The following is an 18,299-nucleotide window of genomic DNA, read 5'->3' on the forward strand; positions in this document are numbered from 1 at the left end:
GCGGCCGAATCGTCTTGACCGGGTCATGACCTGGTTACGGCGCGAGGAAAGGCCACAAGTGGCGGGTGGATTGTCGGACCCGTGGTGCACACTCTGCGCAGGCGCTTTCTCCAGAGCGCGCCGGGAGGGGTGCGGCGGACGGGGCGCGCCACGGGGCGCGCCGGTCCGGGCGCTGTCGTGATCGTGGGGAGGGGATGGCGTGTTCTCGGGGATCGACGAGGTCGACTGGGCCTCGATGGAGCATGCCTACGGGCCTGCCGACGATGTGCCGGAGCTCCTGCGGGGGCTCGCGTCCGAGGATCCGGCGGAGCGCGAGGCCGCGCTCGACGGTATGTACGGAGCGGTGCACCACCAGGGCGATGTGTACGCGTGCACGCTCGCCTGCATCCCGTTCCTGTTCGAGCTGGCCGTGGACCCGGAGGTGCAGGACCGCGGCAGCGTGGTCGAACTGCTCACCAGCATCGGCGGCTTCGACCTCGACGAGGACGACGAGGCGGAGATCGACGAGGACGAGATCGAGGGCGCCGCGAACTACGCGATGGCGGCGGCGGCGGTCACCGCGGGCGCCGGGGTGTTCTTCGAGCTGATCGCCGACGAGGACCCCGGGGTGCGGCTCGCGGCCCCGCTGGCGCTCGCCACGCTGCACCGGCACCCCGTGCGGGTGCTCGCGCTGCTGCGGGAGCGGCTGCCGGTGGAGCCCGACGAGGAGGTGCGGCTCGCCCTCGTGGAGGCGGCCGGGCGGGTCGCGCTGCGGCACCGGCCGCTGGCGGGGCGGGTCGCCCAGTGGCTGGGCCGGCTGGCGTCGCGGGCGCACTCCCCGGGGCTGCGGCTCGCGGCCCTGGCCCAGTTGGCGCGCTGTTCGCCGGACGGGCTGCCCGGCGATGTGGTGCCGGTGGTCTCGGGGCTGCTGCGCGAGATGCGTTCCCCGCCGGAGGGGGACGGGGCGGAGAGGGGCGGGACGGATCCCGACCGGGACCCGGACCCGGACGCGGAGCCGGTGGACCCGGACGCCGAGCCGGTGGACGCGGAACCGGTGGCCGCCGCGGAGGCCTCTCGGGGCGAGCAGGTCGCGACGCCGACGCTCGTGGGGCAGTTGCGGTCGCTGTCCGCGCAGGAGAGCGCCGGGCGCGGCGCCCCCTGGGCCGCGGATCTGCTGCGCACCCTGCACGTCGGCCTCGACGACCGGGTGGGCGACCGCACGGCTCTGCTCGCCGACCAGTTGCGCAGCCCCGACCGCCGGCAGCGCATCGACGCCGTGCGGATGAGCGGCGGGCTGATACGGGCCTGGCGCGGCCCCTACGAGGAGCTGGTGGCGCTCGTCGGCGATCAGCTGTCCGCCCCCGAGCCGCGGCTGGCGGAGGCAGCTTCCCATGTGCTGGAGGAGTTGTTCGGCCTCGCCGCGCCCGCCGCGGACGCCCTGGCCGCCCGGCTGGCCGCCCGCCCCGGGGACTGGGTGAAGTCCTGGGCCAGCGGTCCGCCCGGCCTCGGCTCCACCGTGAAGGCCCTGGCACGCCTCGGTGACGCCCGGGCGGTGCCCGCGCTCGCGGCGGCGCTGGAGCTGCCGCAGGTGGCGCACGACGTGGGGTTCGCGGTGGGCCATCTGGGGGCGGCGGCCCAGCCGCTCGCCGGGGCGCTGCGGAGCAGGCTCGCGGAGGTGGAGCTGGACGAGGGGGCCTACGACCGGGCGAGCCCGCTGCTGGCCGGGCTGACCGGGCTGCGGGCGGGCGAGGCGACGCCCGAGGTGCTGCGGGTGCTGCGCGGGGCGCCGCAGTACCGGGGCGAATGGCTGCGTACGGCGGCGCTGCGGGCGCTGGGTTCGTTCGGGCCGGCGGCGCGGGAGGCCGTCCCCGAGCTGCGGGCGCTGATCAGCCGACCGGGGACGGCCTCCGCGACGGAGGCGGCCGAGGCGTTGTGGGCGATCTCCGGCGACGCCGAGGCGGTGCTGCCGGCGCTGATCGAGGGCCTCCAGTCCCCCCAGGTCCACGAGCGGCGGGCGGCGGCGGTGGCGCTGGGGTCCCTCGGGCCGCGCGCCGAGATGGTCGCGCCCCGGCTGCGCGGGCTGCTCGCGCACGAGGAGCTGTGGCTGCGGGTCGACGCGGCGATCGCCCTGTGGGAGGTGTCGGGCCGGTCGCAGGAGACCGTCGAGGCACTGCTCGCCGGCTGGGAGCGGAGCCGCCATGTGCGGGTCCGGGTGGCAGAATGCGTGGCACGGATGGGGCCGGTCCCTGAGGGATCGGCCGCAGCACACGTCCTGCGGAGCGAACTCGCCTCCGTACGCCGTCACAACGCGATGGACGGCGGGTACGGCAGTCATGACATCCACGAGGACGAGAAGCTCCTGGCGCTGTGCCGACAGGCACTCCGGGGGACGGGGAAAGGAACCACGGCATGATCATTTTTGGCACCAAGGGCTACCTCCACCAGCTGGCCATCCTGACGATGGTGTGCGGCTGGTGCGGCAATCCGGCGGCACACACGCTGCGCAAGCGGGTCACGAAGTTCACGCTGTTCTTCGTGCCGCTGTTCCCGTTCTCGACGAAGTACGCCACGCAGTGCACGTTCTGCGGCGGGGAGCGGCAGATACCCAAGGAGGAGGCGGACCAGCTGCTCGCCCAGGCCGCGGCCGGGCAGGACGGCAACGCCCACGGCCAGGCCCCGCAGCAGCCCGGTTTCACGCCTCCCGGGCAGAACCCGTACCAGCGCTGAAGCCGTACCGGCGCCGAACCCGTACCGGCGCTGAGCCGCACCGGAGAACCGGAAACGGTACGGGCGCTGAACCCGTACCGGCGCTGAACCCGCGGCCCTCCTGACCGCACCGGCCCCGCGGCCCCATGACCGCGGGGCCGCGTACGTTGCCCCGTGGCCCCATGGCCGCGGGGGCCGTACGTTGCACAGGGGTACGAAGTCGACATTGCGCACGGTCGTCCGATTAGGGTGTGAGACCGCTGTGCCGTCCGTCGTCGTAGAGGAGGCGAGCCTTGCGCCCGCACCGCGTCCCGGCGGCGACCCGTACCGCCGTGTCCGTCCTCGCCGCGCTCACCCTGCTGTCCGGCTGTGGCGCGGCCGGCGGGCTGAAGAGCGCGGGGGACGCGCCGTCGGCCGTGGAGCCCCGGAGCCTCTGGCCGGACCTGCCGCCCGCCTCCGCCGCCCCGTACGACTACGGCGAGGGCGAGACCGCGCGCATCCCGGGGATCCGGGTGACCGGCGGCGATGTGCGGCGGCTGGACCCGGTGGCCGTGGCACAGGCCGGGCTGAAGGCGAAGACGGACCGGGGCAGCGGTCTGGACGAGCTGCCGGACGGGACGGTCCGGCATATCGAAGCGTGCCGGACGGCCCCGGACGACTGCCCGGTCCTCCCGCCGTACTACCGCGACCTGACCGGTGACGGCAGGGACGAGCTGGTGCTCGGCATCCGGATGCCCGACCGGCAGCTCGCCGTGCGCGTCTACATGCCGGACGAGGGGCGGCTGACCCGGATCATGTCCGCCTACGACGCCGTCATCAGCGTGGAGCTGGCGGGCCGGGACCTGATCATGCGGGCCCCCTCGGTGATCCCGGGGTACGAATACCGCACCGCGTGGTCCTGGGACGACCGGCAGCGCGCGATGCTGCCCACCCGGGACGAGATCCTGCGGACGCCCGAGCACCGGAAGGCCCCGAAACCCACCCCGGAATCCTCCGCGCCCTCCACGGGGACGCGATGAGGCGGCGCGGGTTCCGCTCGCCCTCCTGGACCGCGAGCCTCACCTGGAAGTCCGCGGTCTTCCTGACCGTCATGTGCTGCACCCTGGCGGCGCTCCTCGGCTTCCTGGTGCACACGGCGGTCACCCGGCAGACGGTCGAACAGGCCCGGGAGAAGACGCTGAGCCGGCTGGAGGTGGTCACCGACGCGTACGAGGCCGGGGAGCCGCTGCCCCCGAGGTCCGGCATCGACCCGCCGGGCCTGCCCGCCTCGCTGCGCGCCCTGGCCGCGGACGGCGAGCGGGGCACCGTCGTCGCGGACGGACCGCACCGGCCGGGCGACCCGGACGGGCGGAGCCGCCCCGCCATGTGGGCGGCGGGTCCGGCGGACGGGCGGGCGCTCGCCACCTGGACGGACTACAGCCACAGCGCCCGCTCCATCGGGGGCCTCGACCGGGCGATCATCGGCTCCTCGCTGCTGGCCATCGCCGCGACCCTGCTCGTCGGCCTGTTCGCCGTCGGCCGGGTGACCCGCAGACTCCACCAGAGCGCCCGGGTGGCCCGCCGGATCAGCGCCGGCGATCTCGACGCCCGGGTGCGCGACCCGCGGACCGCGCGCCCGGTCCGCGCCCAGGACGAGGTGGCGATCGTGGCGGGCGCGCTCGACACCATGGCCTCGACCCTCCAGCGCAAGCTCCAGACCGAGCAGCGGTTCACCGCCGACGTGGCGCACGAGCTGCGCACCCCCCTGACCGGTCTGTCGGCCGCCGCCGAACTGCTGCCGCCGGGCCGCCCGGCGGAGCTGGTGCGCGACCGGGTGCGGGCGATGCGGGCGCTGACGGAGGACCTGTTGGAGATCTCCCGCCTCGACGCCCGTACCGAGGAGGTCGATCTCGCCGTGCACGAACTCGCGCCCGTGGTGGAGCGGGTGGTCCGGGCGTCGGGCACCGACACGGAGGTGCGGGTGACGGGCGCGGCCCGGGTGGAGACGGACCGGCGGCGCCTGGAGCGGGTGATCGGCAATCTGGTGGCCAACGCCCATCGGCACGGGCGGCCTCCGGTGGTGGTGAGCGTGGACGGCGCGGTGGTCTCCGTGACCGACCACGGGCCGGGGTTCCCGGCGTATCTGCTGGACGGCGGGCCGCAGCGGTTCCGCACGGACGGCGCGGGCAAGGGGCACGGTCTCGGGCTGACCATCGCCCTCGGCCAGGCCGAGGTCATCGGCGCCCGGCTGGACTTCGGCAATCCGCCGGACGGCGGGGCGCTCGTCCGGATGACCCTGCCGGAGTACGTGCGCCTCGGCGACGGTGATGCCGACGGGAATCCCGGTGATGGCGGGGGCCGGGGCACCAGGGACGACCCGGACGGCTCAACGCGCAGGGGCCCTCACGCAACGTGACGCGTTGCGGGCCGTGTGTGGCGAACCTAGCGTGACGAGCACGAGCCCAGCTCGTGTCCCCCACGGCCCCTTCCTCATCGCATGGAGGCAGCATGTCCCCCCTGTCCCGCCCCTCGCGGCTCCGCCGGCTCGGCCTCTGCGTCGCCACCGGCACGCTCGCGGCGCTCACCGCCGCCGCTCCCGCCGCACTGGCGGCCGACCCCCAGCCCGTCGGACAGCGCGCGGAGGCCGCCGCTCCGGACCCGACGTCCGACGAGCTCTCCGCCTCGGCGCTGCAGCGCGAGCACGAGGCGCAGCAGAAGCAGGCCCGCGAGGAGGCGCAGAAGGAGGGGCAGGCGAAGCCCCAGGCGCCGAAGCGGACCTACAAGGGACGCGTCATCGCCAAGCCGTACCTGCTGCTCCGCGACAAGCCGACCCGCAGCAGCCGTGTCGTCGGCTCGGTCGAGTACGGCAAGATCGTCAACATCTTCTGCAAGACCGAGGGTGACAACGTCGACAACAACAACCGCTGGTACCTGCTGACCGACGGCACCTGGGCCTGGGGTTCGGCCCGCTACATCGAGAACATCGGCGCCGCGCCGAAGTGGTGCTGACCTCGCGTCACCCGCACATCCGCCCGCCCGTGGAGCCCGGCCGTGTCGCCGTCGGCCCCCCGGGCGGGCGCATGTCCGGTGGGCGCCGACCGCATGCCCGCTGGGCGCTGACTTAGCCAAAGGTGTGACATAAGGGGAATATCGCGCACCTCTTGCTACGTTGCGGGCATGACCGCAACGACGGCGGACGCTCCCCCGCCCGAGCTCCGCCTGCCCAAGCGGCGCGGGGTGGAGCTCACCCTCCTCGTCGGGGGTGTCCTGATCTCCGTCCTCGGCTATGCGGCGGTCGGCCTCGCCCACGACGGCACCGTGCCTCCCGACGTCGCCGGGTACGGCGCCGGGCTCGGCACGCTCGCGCTGCTCGCCCATGTCGCGGTCCGTTTCCGGGCCCCGTACGCCGATCCGCTGCTGCTGCCGATCGCCGTCCTGCTCAACGGGCTCGGCCTGGTGCTGATCTACCGGCTCGACCTGGAGACCCCGAGGGACCAGGCCGCGCCCACCCAGCTCGTCTGGTCCACGCTCGGCGTCGCGCTGTTCGCGGCCGTGGTGGTGCTGCTGCGCGACCACCGCGTGCTCCAGAGGTACGCGTATCTCTCGGTGGCCTCGGCGCTCGTCCTCCTGATCGTGCCGATCTTCTTCCCGGCGGTGAACGGAGCGAAGATCTGGATCCGGATCGGCGGACTTTCCTTCCAGCCCGGCGAGTTCGCCAAGATCCTGCTCGCGGTGTTCTTCGCCGCCTATCTGGCCGCCAACCGCAACGCACTCGCGTACACCGGCCGCACCTTCTGGAAGCTGCAACTGCCCTCCGGCCGGGTGCTCGGGCCGATCGTGGCGATCTGGCTGCTGAGCGTCGGGGTGCTGGTGCTGGAGCGCGATCTGGGCACCTCGCTGCTGTTCTTCGGGCTCTTCGTCATCATGCTGTACGTGGCGACCGGCCGGACCGGCTGGATCGCGGTCGGTCTGCTCCTGGCCGGCGTCGGCGCCTTCGTCGTCGGCTCCTTCGAACCGCACGTCCACAGCCGGGTGCAGGACTGGCTGGACCCGTTCGCCTCGATCGACGCGGGGCAGGGACCGGGCCAGCTCGCCCAGTCGCTGTTCGCCTTCGCCGCGGGCGGGATGCTCGGGACGGGGCTCGGCGCGGGCCACTCCATCCTGATCGGCTTCGCCGCCAAGTCCGACTTCATCCTGGCGACCGCGGGCGAGGAGCTGGGCCTGAGCGGGCTGACCGCGGTCTTCCTGCTCTACGCGCTGCTCGTGGCGCGCGGTTACCGGGCCGGGCTCGCCCTGCGCGACCCCTTCGGGCGGCTGCTCGCCATCGGCCTGGCGTCGATCCTGGCGCTCCAGGTGTTCGTGATCGCGGGCGGGGTGACGGGGCTGATCCCGCTCACCGGGATGGCGATGCCGTTCCTCGCGCAGGGCGGCTCGTCGGTCGTCACCAACTGGATCATCGTGGCGCTGCTGATCCGGGTCAGCGACGTCTCGCGCAGACCTCACCCCGGACAGGCCGAGACCGGGGTCATCGCCGCGACCGTGGAGGAGGACCGGTGATCCGCTACATCCGGCGGGCCGCCGCCTTCTGTCTGCTGCTGCTGGTGGCGCTGCTCGTCAACGCGGCCCGGATCCAGGTCTTCGAGGCCGACGAGCTGGACGCCAACCCGGCCAACCGCCGTAACACCATCGCCCGTTACGACCAGCCGCGCGGCAACATCCTGGTCGGCGACCGGCCCGTGACCGGCAGCAAGGAGACGGGTGAGCAGCTCAGCTTCGAGCGCACCTATCTGCACGGCCCGCTGTACGCCCCGGTGACCGGATACGCCTCGCAGACGTACGGCACGACGCTCATCGAGAACGCCGAGGACTCCGTCCTGTCCGGTACGGACTCCCTGCTGGCGCCGCTGCCCTTCTGGAACGAGTTCACGCGGGGCCGGCAGCCGGGCGGCGATGTCGTCACCACGATCAGGGCGTCGATGCAGCAGGCCGCGTACGACGGGCTGGGCGGGCGGCGGGGGGCGGTCGCGGCGCTGGATCCGTCGACGGGCGCGATCCTGGCGCTGGTCTCGACCCCGTCGTACGACCCCGAGCGGCTGTCGGGGACCGGTTCCGCGGTGACCGACGCGTGGGCCCGGCTGAACGCGGCCGAGAGTCTGCCGATGCTCAACCGGGCCATCCGGCAGACCTATCCGCCGGGCTCCACCTTCAAGATCGTGACGGCGGCGGCGGCCCTGGACGCCCGGGCGGTGACGGACGCCGACGCGCCCACGGACACCCCGTCGCCGTACGTCCTGCCCGGTACGAGCACGACCCTGCCGAACGAGGCGAGGGGCTGCGACCAGGCGTCCCTGGCGGACGCGATCCGAGTCTCCTGCAACACGGTGATGGCCCATCTCGGGGTGGAGGTCGGGCTGGAGGGGATGGTGGAGGCGGCGGAGAGGTTCGGCTTCAACGACACCGGGCTGCGGATCCCGTCCGGGGTGGCGAGGAGCAACTTCGACACGGACATGAGCGACGACCAGCTCGCGCTCTCCTCGATCGGGCAGTTCAACACGACGGCGACCCCGCTCCAGATGGCGATGGTCGCGTCGGCGGTGGCCAACGGCGGGGATCTGCGCCGCCCCCGTCTGGTGGACCGGGTGACCACGAACGACGGGGACACGGTCCGGCAGGAGGGGCCCGACCCGTATGAGCGGCCGATGAGCCCGTCGACGGCCGTGCAGCTCCAGCGGATGATGGTCGACGTGGTGGAGAACGGCACCGGGGCGAACGCGGCGATCGACGGGGTGCGGGTCGGCGGCAAGACCGGTACCGCCCAGCACGGCGTCGACAACTCCGGGCTGCCGTACGCCTGGTTCATCTCCTGGGCCCAGGCCCCCGGATCCGGCCGCCCCGCCGTCGCGGTGGCGGTGGTCGTGGAGGACGCCGCCGCCGACCGGGACGACATCAGCGGCGGCGGCAGCGCGGCCCCGATCGCCCGGGCCGTGATGGAGGCGGCGTTGGAGGAGTAGCCGGGGCGCGGGCAGCGGCGCACCGGCAGACTGGGCCCATGACACGGACGACCTCCGCGGTGGCGCGGGCCCTGGAGCGGATCGGCCGGCTGGACCCGGCGCTGCACGCGTTCATCGAGGTCTGGCCGGACGGGGCGCTCACCCGGGAACGGGAGGCCGTGGCGCACCGACTGCCTCTGGGCGGGCTGCCGTTCGCGGTGAAGGGCCCCTCCGGAATCCGGTCCTTCGCGGCCCGACGGCTGATCGCGGCGGGCGGCGCCCCCGTCGGTGCGACCTCGGTGCCCGGGCACGGCACCCACTGGCAGACCTGGGGCCTGGGCGCGCACGGCCGCACGGTCAACCCGTGGCGGGCGGACCGTACTCCGGGCGGCTCCTCGGCCGGGTCGGCGGTCGCGGTGGCGACGGGGATGGCGGAGCTGGCGACGGGCAGCGACGGGGCCGGGTCGGTCCGCATTCCGGCCGCCTGGTGCGGGGTGTTCGGGCTGAAGACGACGAACGGGCTGCTCCCCTCCCCCGACCGGTCGGGGCTGGCCTCGGCCGGGGTGCTGGCCCGGTCGGCGGCCGCGGCGGAGCCGTATCTGCGCCAGGTGCTGGACGGGTACGAACCGGTCGCCGCCCCCGCCCTGCCGCTGCCCGCCGTGTACAGCGAGGACCTCGGATACGCGGAGGTGGACCCGGAGGTGGCGGCCGTCGTCCGGGCGGCGGTGGACCGGCTCGTCGCGGCGGGGACCGTACGCCTGCTGGGGCGCGAGGCCGCGCTGCTCGACCCGGTGGGGGCCTGGACGGCGATACGGGGCGGCTCGCCCGACGCCCCGGACGCGGTGCGGGTGCGGCGGACGAACGACGAGCGGCTGGCGGGGCTTCTCGCCGACGGGGCCCTGCTGCTGACCCCGGCCACCCCGAACCGGCCGCACGGCCACGAGGGCCCGGGGAACCTCTACTCCACGGCGCTGACCTGGGCGTTCAACCTGAGCGGGCATCCGGCGGCGAGTCTGCCCGCCGGGTTCACCGGGGACGGCTGCCCGGTGGGGCTCCAACTGGCGGCGGCGCGGGGCGCGGACGTCCGCCTGCTCGCCGCGGCCCGCGCGGTGGAGGACGCCCTGCCCGCCGCACCGATGCCGCCCACCGCCGGGGGGCGCTGACGGGGCTGACAAGGAGGGGCGGCAGGGCGGGCAGGGAAGCCGCGGCCCACACCCGGACCGCGACGGGTCAGCCGATCGGCCGGCGGATCTCCTCGCGAATCTCGGCGGTCTCGGCCGCCGCCGCCTCCAGGTCGATCGCCTCGGGGTCCTTGAGGGCCGTCTCGGGACGGATGATCCCCACGGACGCCCCGGTGTTGTCGTCGCCCCAGGCGCACATCGGGATGTTCGCCCTGACGCCGTTCTGGTTCGACTGGAGCACCTGGCACTTCAGCGTGATGTCGTGACCGGCGGGGGTGAACTCCTTCGGGGGGACGGCGACGGTCGCGCCCTTGCCTTCGGCCCCGCCCTTCATCATCTTGCCTGGCATGGCCTCCGGCTCCGTGAACCGCCCGTACATCCCGGAGATCACCAGGACTCCGCCCTTGGCGGAGTTGTACTGGCCGACAACGGCCTTCGCGTCCCGGACGGCGGGGTCGTACATGTCCTCGATCTTCTTGCCCTCGCTCGACGACAGGTCCTGGGCCAGGGTGAACTCCCCATCCATCAACTCCTGCCGCAGAACGAGCTGGTACTCCGCCTCCGGGAACGCCGCGTCGGTGGCCTTCCCGAACAGCTGGGAGACACCGTAGGTGATTCCGCCCGCCGCCAGGACCGCGCCGGCCACGATCCCGACGATCAGTACGGCCCGCTTCTTCCGCGGCGGCTGCGGCCCGTGGGGCGGCCACCCGGCAGCGGCGGGGCCGCCCCCGCCGGGTATGCCGGGCTGCTGCCCCCAGCCGGGCTGCCCCCAGCCGGGCTGCTGGGGCGGCGCCGGGGGCTGCTGCGGGTAGCCGTAGGGCGGTTGCTGCGGCACGGACCCGGGCGCGGCCGGCGGCGCGCCGTAGGGGTTCTGGCCGTAGGGGTTCTGCGGGGGCGGCGGCCCGTACGGGCCCTGCGGCGGGTGCGGCGGGGTGGTCATGCGCTCACCGTACGACACGTTTGCGAACGGAATTTCGATGCGTCCGGTATCGGTATCAGGTCGAGAGCGTCGGCCCTGAGCAGCCGGCCCCCTCCCGCCGCTCCGGGCCGCCGCCTCAGCCCAACGGCTCGCGCCTGCGCAGCCAGTCCTCCGGCGCCCCGGCCGTCCCCGTCGCCGCCCCGACCACGCCCCCGGTGATCGCGCACGTGGTGTCGACGTCGCCGAGGCCCTCCGCGGTCGCCCAGAGCGCCGCCTCCAGGTCGTCCCCGTGGCGGGTGGCGGTCCACAGCGCGAAGGGCACGGTGTCGTCGGCCCGGATGCGCTGTCCGTTGCCGAGGAGGTCCGCGGCCCTCCACGGTTCCGTGGTGAGGGGCGTCCGCGCGGCTCGCCGCACTCCGTCGCGTACCGGCCCTTCGGGCGTCCGCGCGGCTCGCCGCGTCCAGCGTCAGTTCGCCACGCGCCGAGAGCGCCGCAGCCACCGCGACGGCCACCGCGCCCGCGATGCCGTCCGGGTGGGCGTGGGCGACCTCCGCCGACAGCGCGGCCTGGGCCCGCGACATGGTCCAGGTCCTCGTGGAACCGGGCCCCGAGCGGCGCGACCCGCATGGCCGCGCCGTTGCCGAGGCTGCCGCCGTCGAAGAGTTCGGGGGCCAGCGTGCGCCAGTCGGCCGGGGCCTGAAGCAGCCGGGGCAGCAGGAGGTGCATGCCGTGGCCGTAGCCGCGGGCCTGGTCGGCGTCGAAGGCCAGGGCGTAGCAGAGGGCCAGGTGGTCCTGGTCGACGTGGCCGTGCTCGTCGAGGGAGCGGCCCTGGGGCCGTGTCGTCGGTCCAGTGCCAGCGGGGCTCCGGCGGGGTGCGGCGGGCCCGGATCTCGTTCGCGGCCTGCCGGGGCTCGCGGAAGAGCGGGAACCAGCGCTCTCCGAACGCGTCGCCGAGCGCGAGGGATTCGAGGCTGCGGCGGGCGGCGGCGCGACCGGCGGCGGTGGCTGCGGGCGGGTTCGTCGTCATGCCCGCATAGTGACGGCCGGGGCCCGGTGGCGTACATCCCTTATCGGCCTCCCAGCCCCCGGGGTGCCGTACCGCACCGTCCCGCGACCCCTCAGGCGGCGTCGGCCGCGCCCTCCTCGATCGCCTCCGCTACCTCCGCCACCCGGGCCCCCTCCTCGGCGGCGAAGCGTTCGCGGTCCAGTTCCTCGGCTATCTCCTCGTCCCTCGACATCAGCAGGTCGAGGTCGGAGTCGCCGAGTTCGAGGACGCCCATGTCGACGTACGCCTTCTGGAGCCGCGGGCCCCACAGGCCGATGTCCTTGACGCACGGGACGATCCGGCTGAACAGGAGCTTGCGGAAGAGCTGGAGGAACTCGGAGTGCTCCGAGAGGTCCGTCGCCTCCTGCTTGCCGATGCCGAAGTTCTCCAGGACCTCGACGCCGCTGAGCCGGTCGCGCATCAGGTAGCAGCCCTCGATGACGAACTCCTCGCGCTCGCGGAGTTCGGCATCGCTCAGCTGCTTGTAGTAGTCGCGCAGCGCCATCCGCCCGAAGGCGACGTGCCGGGCCTCGTCCTGCATCACGTACGCCAGGATCTGCTTGGGCAGCGGCTTGGTCGTGGTGTCGCGGATCATCCCGAAGGCGGCCAGCGCCAGGCCTTCTATCAGGACCTGCATCCCGAGGTAGGGCATGTCCCAGCGGGAGTCGCGCAGGGTGTCGCCCAGCAGCCCCTGGAGGTTGTCGTTGACCGGGTAGAGCATGCCGATCTTCTCGTGCAGGAAGCGGCCGTATATCTCGGCGTGCCGGGCCTCGTCCATGGTCTGCGTGGCGGAGTAGAACTTGGCGTCCAGGTCGGGGACGGACTCCACGATGCGCGCCGCGCACACCATCGCGCCCTGCTCGCCGTGCAGGAACTGGCTGAACTGCCAGGAGGTGTAGTGCTTGCGCAGCTCGCCCCGGTCCTTCTCCGTCATCTTCGCCCAGTGCGGGGTGCCGTACAGGGTGAGCGCCTCGTCGGGGGTGCCGAGCGGGTCGGCGGGGTCGACCTCCAGCGACCAGTCGATGCGCTTGTCGCCGTCCCACTGCTTGTCCTTGCCCTTCTGGTAGAGGGCGAGGAGGCGTTCGCGGCCGTCGTCGTAGTCCCAGCTGAACCGGGCGGCTCCGGTGGCCGGGACCTGCCAGACCGGCTCGGTGGGCGGAGTGGTGTAGAGGTCATGGGTGGACACGGACGGCTCCTTCGCCTCGACTGGCTCGACCTGATGGGGATGGGCAAGTTCCGTGACGCCGAAGGCGGTTGAGTGCGCGCGAGCAGATGCGCCGGCCGCCTCCCCGGCAGGTTCACACGTTGGTAGACAGTCGGTCAACAAGTCGTACCGAGTCGCGTCCAAGGGATTGACGGCCTTGCTGACAGACAGTCTCATAAGAGGTGACCGCCGGTAACATCCGTTCCCGGCAACCCTCGTGTGAGGTGCTCCCGCCATGACACCCGTCACCGCTCGCGATGCCACCGTGCTCCGCGACGCACTAGGCCCGCTCCGCGACCGCGAGCAGGTCGCCCTGCGGCTGCTCGAATCCTCGGCCAAGCACTCCTTCGACCCCGACACCGAACTCGACTGGGACGCGGCCGTCGAGCAGGGCAAGTGGTTCTGGCCGCCGGAACTGCTGTCGCTGTACGGGACCCCGCTGTGGGACCGCATGTCCGAGGAGCAGCGCCTGGACCTCTCCCGGCACGAGGGCGCCGCGCTCGCCTCGCTCGGCATCTGGTTCGAGATCATCCTGATGCAGCTGCTGGTCCGGCACGTCTACGACAAGCCGGTGACCAGCAACCACGTCCGCTACGCGCTCACGGAGATAGCCGACGAGTGCCGGCACTCGATGATGTTCGGCCGCATGATCGACTGGGGCGGCGCCCCGACGTATGCGGTGCCGCGCGTCTACCACAACCTCGCGCGGGTCCTGAAGACCGTCTCCACCACCCCCGGTTCGTTCGCCGCGACCCTGCTCGGTGAGGAGATCCTCGACTGGATGCAGCGCCTGACCTTCCCGGACGACCGTGTGCAGACCCTGGTGCGCGGTGTGACCCGGATCCATGTGATCGAGGAGGCCCGGCACGTCCGGTACGCCCGCGAGGAGCTGCGCCGCCAGATGGTGACCGCCCCGCGCTGGGAGCGGGAACTCACCAAGGTCAGCTGCGGCGAGGCGGCCCGGGTCTTCTCCATCTGCTTCGTGAACCCGCAGGTGTACGAGAACGTCGGCCTGGACCGCCGTGAGGCCGTCGCCCAGGTGCGGGCCAGCGGCCACCGCGCGGAGGTGATGCAGTCCGGCGCGAAGCGGCTCACCGACTTCTTCGACGACATCGGGCTGTTGAACGGCGTCGGCCGCCGGCTGTGGCGCGGCTCCGGGCTGCTGGCCTGACAGCCGTGCGGACGGAGACGAAAGCCGTGCGCACCGGGAGCGCCGGGCCCGCGGGCCCGGCACCCTCCGAACGACCGCCACCATCCGAACGAGAGGCCTTAGGGTCGGTGGCATGACCTCCACCGCCGCAGTCCCGCCGCCCCGGGCGACGTACCGCAGGCTCAGCGTCGAGGAGCGCCGCGCCCAGCTGCTGCTCGCCGCGCTCGGCCTCTTCGCCCACCGGGCGCCCGACGAGGTCTCGCTCGACGAGGTGGCGGTGGCGGCCGGGGTCTCCCGGCCGCTCGTCTACCGCTACTTCCCGGGCGGGCGGCAGCAGTTGTACGAGGCCGCGCTCGGCTCGGCGGCCGACGAGCTGACGCTGTGCTTCACCGAACCGCCGGTGGGCCCGCCCACCGAGCGGGTCGCCCGGGTGCTCGACCGCTACCTGCGCTTCGTCGACGAGCACGACACCGGGTTCAGCGCCCTGCTGCGCGGCGGCAGCGTCGTGGAGACCTCCCGCACCACGACGATCGTGGACGGGGTACGGCGGGCGGCGGCCGACGAGATTCTGCGCCACCTGGGGCGGATGGGCGGGGCCGGGGAGCAGCCCGCCGGGCCGCGGCTGCGGATGATGGTGCGCAGCTGGATCGCCGCCGTCGAGGCGGCCTCGCTGATCTGGCTGGACGACGGGAAGCGGCCGGCCGCGGCCGAGCTGCGCGGCTGGCTGGTCGACCATCTGATCGCCCTGCTCGCCGCGACCGCCGCCACCGACCCGGAGACCGCGGCGGTGGTGAACGAGCTGCTGGCCCTGGAGACCTCGGACGGACCGGCCGGACAGCTGGCGGAACGGGTGATTCCGGTCGTCGCAAAGGCGGCGCACCTGCTGCCCGCCGCCGCTGCGTCAGACTGACCGGGTGAAGAGCGAGAACACCCCTTTCCGAGGCGGCCCCCTGGACGGCCGGGTCCTGCCGGTCCTGCTCGGCCCGACCGGCCATCCGCCGAAGTGGTACGAGGTCCCGGTGCCCTCGCCCGACGGCGGCCCCGCCACCGTGTACGCCTACCAACGGGTCCCGGCCGGCTACACCAAGCGGCTCGGGATCCAGCGCGGCTGGGTGTACGAGTACGCCCCCGGGGGCCGCGAACACCGCACCCTCAAGTGGCCCTGGTCGAAGACTCCCCCGCGCACCCCGGACCGCGACTGAGCGGCGGGCGACCGCCCGTGGGGCCCAGGCCCTAAGATCGACGGTCAGGCGCCGGAGGACGGGTCACCCGGCCGCCGTAGGACGGTCACTAGGGGGGTGCGCCATGGAGGCGCTGCGTCAGGACGATCCACGCCGCTTCGGCCGTTTCACCGCGCTGGCCCGCTTCCACGAAGGCGCGAGCGCCGTGCGGTACGTGGCGCGGGACACCGCCACCGGCGAGGTGGCCCTCATCACCGCCGCGCGCCCGGAGCTGGCCGGCGTACCGGCGTACCGCCGCCGCTTCCAGGCCGAGGCGCGCACCGCCGAACGCCTCGCGGGCGGCTGGGTGGCCGCGCCCCTGGACACCGGCGAGGAGCCGGAGGCCCAGGCGGAGGGGCCGGAACCCCTGTGGACGGCGGCGGGTTACGTCCCCGCGCTGCCGCTGGCGGAGGCGATCGGGATCGCCGGTCCGCTGGACGAGCGGGCCCTGCGGATACTGGGCGCGGGCATCGCCGAGATCCTCTCCCGGGTGCATGCCGCCGGGGCCGTGCTCCAGGGGCTGGCCCCCGGCACGGTGCTGCTGGCCGCCGACGGACCCCGCCTCACCGCCTTCGGCCCGCTGGGCGCGGCGGCCTCGGCCCAGGCCGGGCCGGGCGGCCAGCTCTCGGTGCGGCTGGGCTATCTGACGCCCGAGCAGATCGAGGGCGAGGAGGTCTCCGCCGCCTCCGACCTGTTCGTGCTGGGGCTGCTGCTGGCGTACGCGGCGACCGGGACGACCCCGTTCACCGAGGGCCCGGCCGAGGAGGCCGCCCGCCGGATCGCCGGGGACGAGCCCGAACTCGACGCCGTACCGAAGGCGTTGCGGGAGCTGATCACCAACTGCCTGGCGAAGGACCCGGCCGAGCGGCCCACGGCCGGCACGGTCGCCGCCGAACTGGCCCTGGAGGGCGCGGCGGGCCTCGCCCGGGGCGGCTGGCTCCCCGAAGGGCTCGCGGCGGCGGTCGCGGACCAGGAGGCGCGGGTCCTGGCCCTGGAGGTGCCGGAGGAGGGCCCGGAGCACGGGCCGGAGGGGACTGCCGGGGCCCCCGGGCCCAAGAAGGGCGCCCAGCCGGAGAAGGCCGCGGAGGCGAAGCGGGCCCGGGAACCCAAGGACTCCCCTACCGCCCCTGAACCGCAGGACGCCCCGCCGCTGCCCGCACCGACGGTGGACGCGCCCGCGTCGCAGGAACCCGCCGCGCCGGTCTCCGCGGGCGGCGGGGACATCGGGGAGGACCGGGGTACCACCCGCTTCCTCAACACCGGGCCGCGGCCGCCGCGGAACGACCGCCCGACGACCCAGCTCGCACTGCCCCACGAGCTCACCGCGCCCCCGGCAGCCGCCCCCGTCCCGGCGCCCCACTCGCTGCCGCCCGCCCTCCCCGCCGGATCCGCCCTGCCCGCCGCCCCGCAGCAGCCGGGCCACCCGCACGGCGGACCCGCCCCGTATCCCGCGGCGGCGCTCCCGGCCGGGCCCGCCGGTCCCGGTGGCGCGGGCGGGGGCCCGATGGTGTCGTTGCCGCTGCCTCCCGCGCCGGCCCCGGCGCCCGACCCCGCCGCGAGCCGCCGGACCCTGCTGACCATCGCGGCGGCGGCCGTCGGCGGGCTGATCGTGGGCGGCGGTTCGGTCGCCGCTCTCGGGTCCGGGGACACCGCGGTGGCGACGGACGACAAGCCCGCCCCGAAGCCCCGCCGCACGCTCCCCGGGCAGCCCCCCGAGCCGCGCTGGATCTACGCGCACCCGGCCTCCGAGGCGCCCCCGCTCACCACCGCCGTATGGCGGGACAAGCTCCTCGTGATGACCAGCGAGAGCCAGGCGAGCGCCGTGGACCTGCGCACCGGCAAGCGGCTGTGGCAGCGCGCGGACGCGGCGAAGGGGCAGGCCGCGCTGGCGGCGGGCGCCGATCTGGTCTTCGTGGCGAGCCCGACGGAGTTCCTGTGGCTGTCCCCGGAGAACGGCGAGGTCGCGCACCGTGAGCGCTACACGGACGCCTTCGGCGACCTGCCGGGCCTCGCCGTCGGGCGGCTGGCCGGGAGCTCCGGGCCGGTCATCTGGTTCACCGGTTCGCACACGGTCACCGTGAAGGCGCCGAAGCCGAAGAAGGGCAAGAAGAAGGGCAAGGACAAGGAGGTCGTCCGGGCCTACTTCTTCGCGTACGACATCGTGCGGCGCAAGGAGCTGTGGCGGACTCCCGTGCCCGCGGGCCGCGCGCCGGGCACCCCCGCCTACCGGGTGATCGTGGAACGCTCCGCCGACGTCCTCGTACGGCAGGACGCGGTCAGCCTGACAGCGGCCGAGGTCAGGGCGGCCAAAAGGAAGGGCTCCGTCCGCTCGTTCGACCAGAAGACCGGCAAGCTGCTGTGGACCAAGCAGTACGGCGCGGCCTCGCCCGAGGCCGCCACGGCGGGCGACGAGGACGGGTCGCTGTACACGGCGGTCGGCAGGGATCTCCAAGCCTTCGAGACGGACACGACGAAGCCGCTGTGGCGCGTCGAGGGCAGCGACGGCTCGGTGTTCGGCACCCCGCTGGTCGCCGGGTCCCTGATCCACACCACCGAGCGCAGCCGGCTGGTCGGCGCGGTGGAACGGGGGAGCGGCCGGCTCGTGTGGCGGCGCTCCACGGAGGTGCCGGGCATCGGGAACGCCCCGTCGCTCACGCTCAGCGGCAGCGAGAAGACCCTGATCGCCGCCGACGCCGTCCAGGTCACGGCGTTCTCGGCGGCCGACGGCGAGCGGCTGTGGAAGTTCCAGGACATCGGGTCGGCCGATCCGAAGGGGGCGACGGTGAGGGCGTCGTACCGGGCGCTCGCCGCCGGGGAGACCGTCGTCGTCCAGCGGGACAGGGCCTTCTACGCCTTCCCGGTGGCCTGAGGCCCGGCCCGTCCGACCTCTTTCACTCTCACCCCTGCCGTCCGGGGGGTCCCCCGG

At 74.1% G+C, this 18,299-nt stretch carries 14 protein-coding genes and 1 pseudogene; 12 read left to right on the top strand and 3 right to left on the bottom strand.

Translation table 11 applies throughout. The annotated features are described in order from the left end of the window. The first annotated feature begins 199 nt into the window (after positions 1 to 199). The 8 genes from D581_RS0120255 to D581_RS0120290 all read left to right on the top strand — a co-directional run bounded on the left by D581_RS0120255 (position 200) and on the right by D581_RS0120290 (position 9,817). A complete protein-coding gene (locus tag D581_RS0120255) occupies positions 200 to 2,392 on the top strand; it encodes a HEAT repeat domain-containing protein (RefSeq protein ID WP_018959033.1) in 2,193 nt (730 codons plus the stop codon). Beyond that, positions 2,389 to 2,706 carry a zinc ribbon domain-containing protein gene (locus D581_RS0120260; RefSeq protein ID WP_018959034.1) on the top strand — a complete coding sequence of 106 codons (318 nt, stop codon included), beginning with the start codon at positions 2,389 to 2,391 and terminating at the stop codon, positions 2,704 to 2,706. Before D581_RS0120255 ends, D581_RS0120260 begins: the two co-directional genes overlap by 4 nt. Positions 2,707 to 2,978: 272 nt before the next feature. Next, positions 2,979 to 3,704, top strand: a complete 726-nt coding sequence (locus D581_RS0120265) for a hypothetical protein (RefSeq protein WP_018959035.1) — start codon at positions 2,979 to 2,981, stop codon at positions 3,702 to 3,704. After that, positions 3,701 to 5,080 carry a sensor histidine kinase gene (locus tag D581_RS0120270; RefSeq protein ID WP_018959036.1) on the top strand — a complete coding sequence of 460 codons (1,380 nt, stop codon included), beginning with the start codon at positions 3,701 to 3,703 and terminating at the stop codon, positions 5,078 to 5,080. The genes D581_RS0120265 and D581_RS0120270 overlap by 4 nt, the downstream gene beginning before the upstream one ends. A gap of 92 nt (positions 5,081 to 5,172) precedes the next feature. Further along, complete coding sequence (locus tag D581_RS0120275) at positions 5,173 to 5,673, top strand: SH3 domain-containing protein (protein ID WP_018959037.1); 501 nt, start codon at positions 5,173 to 5,175, stop codon at positions 5,671 to 5,673. Positions 5,674 to 5,841: 168 nt separating this feature from the next. Then, positions 5,842 to 7,221: an FtsW/RodA/SpoVE family cell cycle protein gene (locus tag D581_RS0120280; protein WP_018959038.1), complete on the top strand. Its 1,380-nt coding sequence runs from the start codon at positions 5,842 to 5,844 to the stop codon at positions 7,219 to 7,221. Further along, positions 7,218 to 8,675 carry a penicillin-binding transpeptidase domain-containing protein gene (locus D581_RS0120285; RefSeq protein WP_018959039.1) on the top strand — a complete coding sequence of 486 codons (1,458 nt, stop codon included), beginning with the start codon at positions 7,218 to 7,220 and terminating at the stop codon, positions 8,673 to 8,675. The genes D581_RS0120280 and D581_RS0120285 overlap by 4 nt, the downstream gene beginning before the upstream one ends. 38 nt (positions 8,676 to 8,713) lie before the next feature. Next, positions 8,714 to 9,817 carry an amidase gene (locus D581_RS0120290; protein ID WP_026290731.1) on the top strand — a complete coding sequence of 368 codons (1,104 nt, stop codon included), beginning with the start codon at positions 8,714 to 8,716 and terminating at the stop codon, positions 9,815 to 9,817. 67 nt (positions 9,818 to 9,884) lie between these two features. Here the strand turns inward: D581_RS0120290 and D581_RS0120295 are convergent, their stop codons facing one another. From D581_RS0120295 to D581_RS0120305, 3 genes and pseudogenes are all read right to left on the bottom strand, one after another. Next, a complete protein-coding gene (locus D581_RS0120295; protein ID WP_018959041.1) occupies positions 9,885 to 10,775 on the bottom strand; it encodes a hypothetical protein in 891 nt (296 codons plus the stop codon). Positions 10,776 to 10,890: 115 nt separating this feature from the next. After that, positions 10,891 to 11,781: pseudogene (locus D581_RS1000000138660) on the bottom strand (ADP-ribosylglycohydrolase family protein). Positions 11,782 to 11,872: 91 nt separating this feature from the next. Then, entirely contained in the window at positions 11,873 to 12,985 is a 1,113-nt protein-coding gene (locus tag D581_RS0120305; RefSeq protein WP_018959043.1) for a ferritin-like domain-containing protein, read from the bottom strand. Between the two features lie 253 nt (positions 12,986 to 13,238). Between D581_RS0120305 and D581_RS0120310 the strand changes: the two genes are divergently transcribed. The 4 genes from D581_RS0120310 (at position 13,239) to D581_RS0120325 (ending at position 18,242) form a co-directional block, all read left to right on the top strand. Next, positions 13,239 to 14,174, top strand: a complete 936-nt coding sequence (locus D581_RS0120310; protein ID WP_018959044.1) for an AurF N-oxygenase family protein — start codon at positions 13,239 to 13,241, stop codon at positions 14,172 to 14,174. A gap of 112 nt (positions 14,175 to 14,286) precedes the next feature. Further along, entirely contained in the window at positions 14,287 to 15,063 is a 777-nt protein-coding gene (locus tag D581_RS0120315; protein ID WP_018959045.1) for a TetR/AcrR family transcriptional regulator, read from the top strand. 4 nt (positions 15,064 to 15,067) lie between these two features. Next, positions 15,068 to 15,355, top strand: a complete 288-nt coding sequence (locus D581_RS0120320) for a hypothetical protein (RefSeq protein ID WP_018959046.1) — start codon at positions 15,068 to 15,070, stop codon at positions 15,353 to 15,355. Positions 15,356 to 15,458: 103 nt separating this feature from the next. Then, positions 15,459 to 18,242: an outer membrane protein assembly factor BamB family protein gene (locus D581_RS0120325; protein ID WP_018959047.1), complete on the top strand. Its 2,784-nt coding sequence runs from the start codon at positions 15,459 to 15,461 to the stop codon at positions 18,240 to 18,242. Positions 18,243 to 18,299: the final 57 nt, after the last annotated feature.

Source organism: Streptomyces sp. CNB091 (assembly GCF_000377965.1).

What these genes read in the sequence shown, in the direction of transcription:
- D581_RS0120260 (WP_018959034.1), top strand. Translation starts at nt 2,389, where the DNA reads ATGATCATTTTTGGCACCAAGGGCTACCTCCACCAGCTGGCCATCCTG.
- D581_RS0120270 (WP_018959036.1), top strand. Translation starts at nt 3,701, where the DNA reads ATGAGGCGGCGCGGGTTCCGCTCGCCCTCCTGGACCGCGAGCCTCACC.
- D581_RS0120275 (WP_018959037.1), top strand. Translation starts at nt 5,173, where the DNA reads ATGTCCCCCCTGTCCCGCCCCTCGCGGCTCCGCCGGCTCGGCCTCTGC.
- D581_RS0120280 (WP_018959038.1), top strand. Translation starts at nt 5,842, where the DNA reads ATGACCGCAACGACGGCGGACGCTCCCCCGCCCGAGCTCCGCCTGCCC.
- D581_RS0120290 (WP_026290731.1), top strand. Translation starts at nt 8,714, where the DNA reads ATGACACGGACGACCTCCGCGGTGGCGCGGGCCCTGGAGCGGATCGGC.
- D581_RS0120295 (WP_018959041.1), bottom strand. Translation starts at nt 10,775, where the DNA reads ATGACCACCCCGCCGCACCCGCCGCAGGGCCCGTACGGGCCGCCGCCC.
- D581_RS0120310 (WP_018959044.1), top strand. Translation starts at nt 13,239, where the DNA reads ATGACACCCGTCACCGCTCGCGATGCCACCGTGCTCCGCGACGCACTA.
- D581_RS0120315 (WP_018959045.1), top strand. Translation starts at nt 14,287, where the DNA reads ATGACCTCCACCGCCGCAGTCCCGCCGCCCCGGGCGACGTACCGCAGG.
- D581_RS0120325 (WP_018959047.1), top strand. Translation starts at nt 15,459, where the DNA reads ATGGAGGCGCTGCGTCAGGACGATCCACGCCGCTTCGGCCGTTTCACC.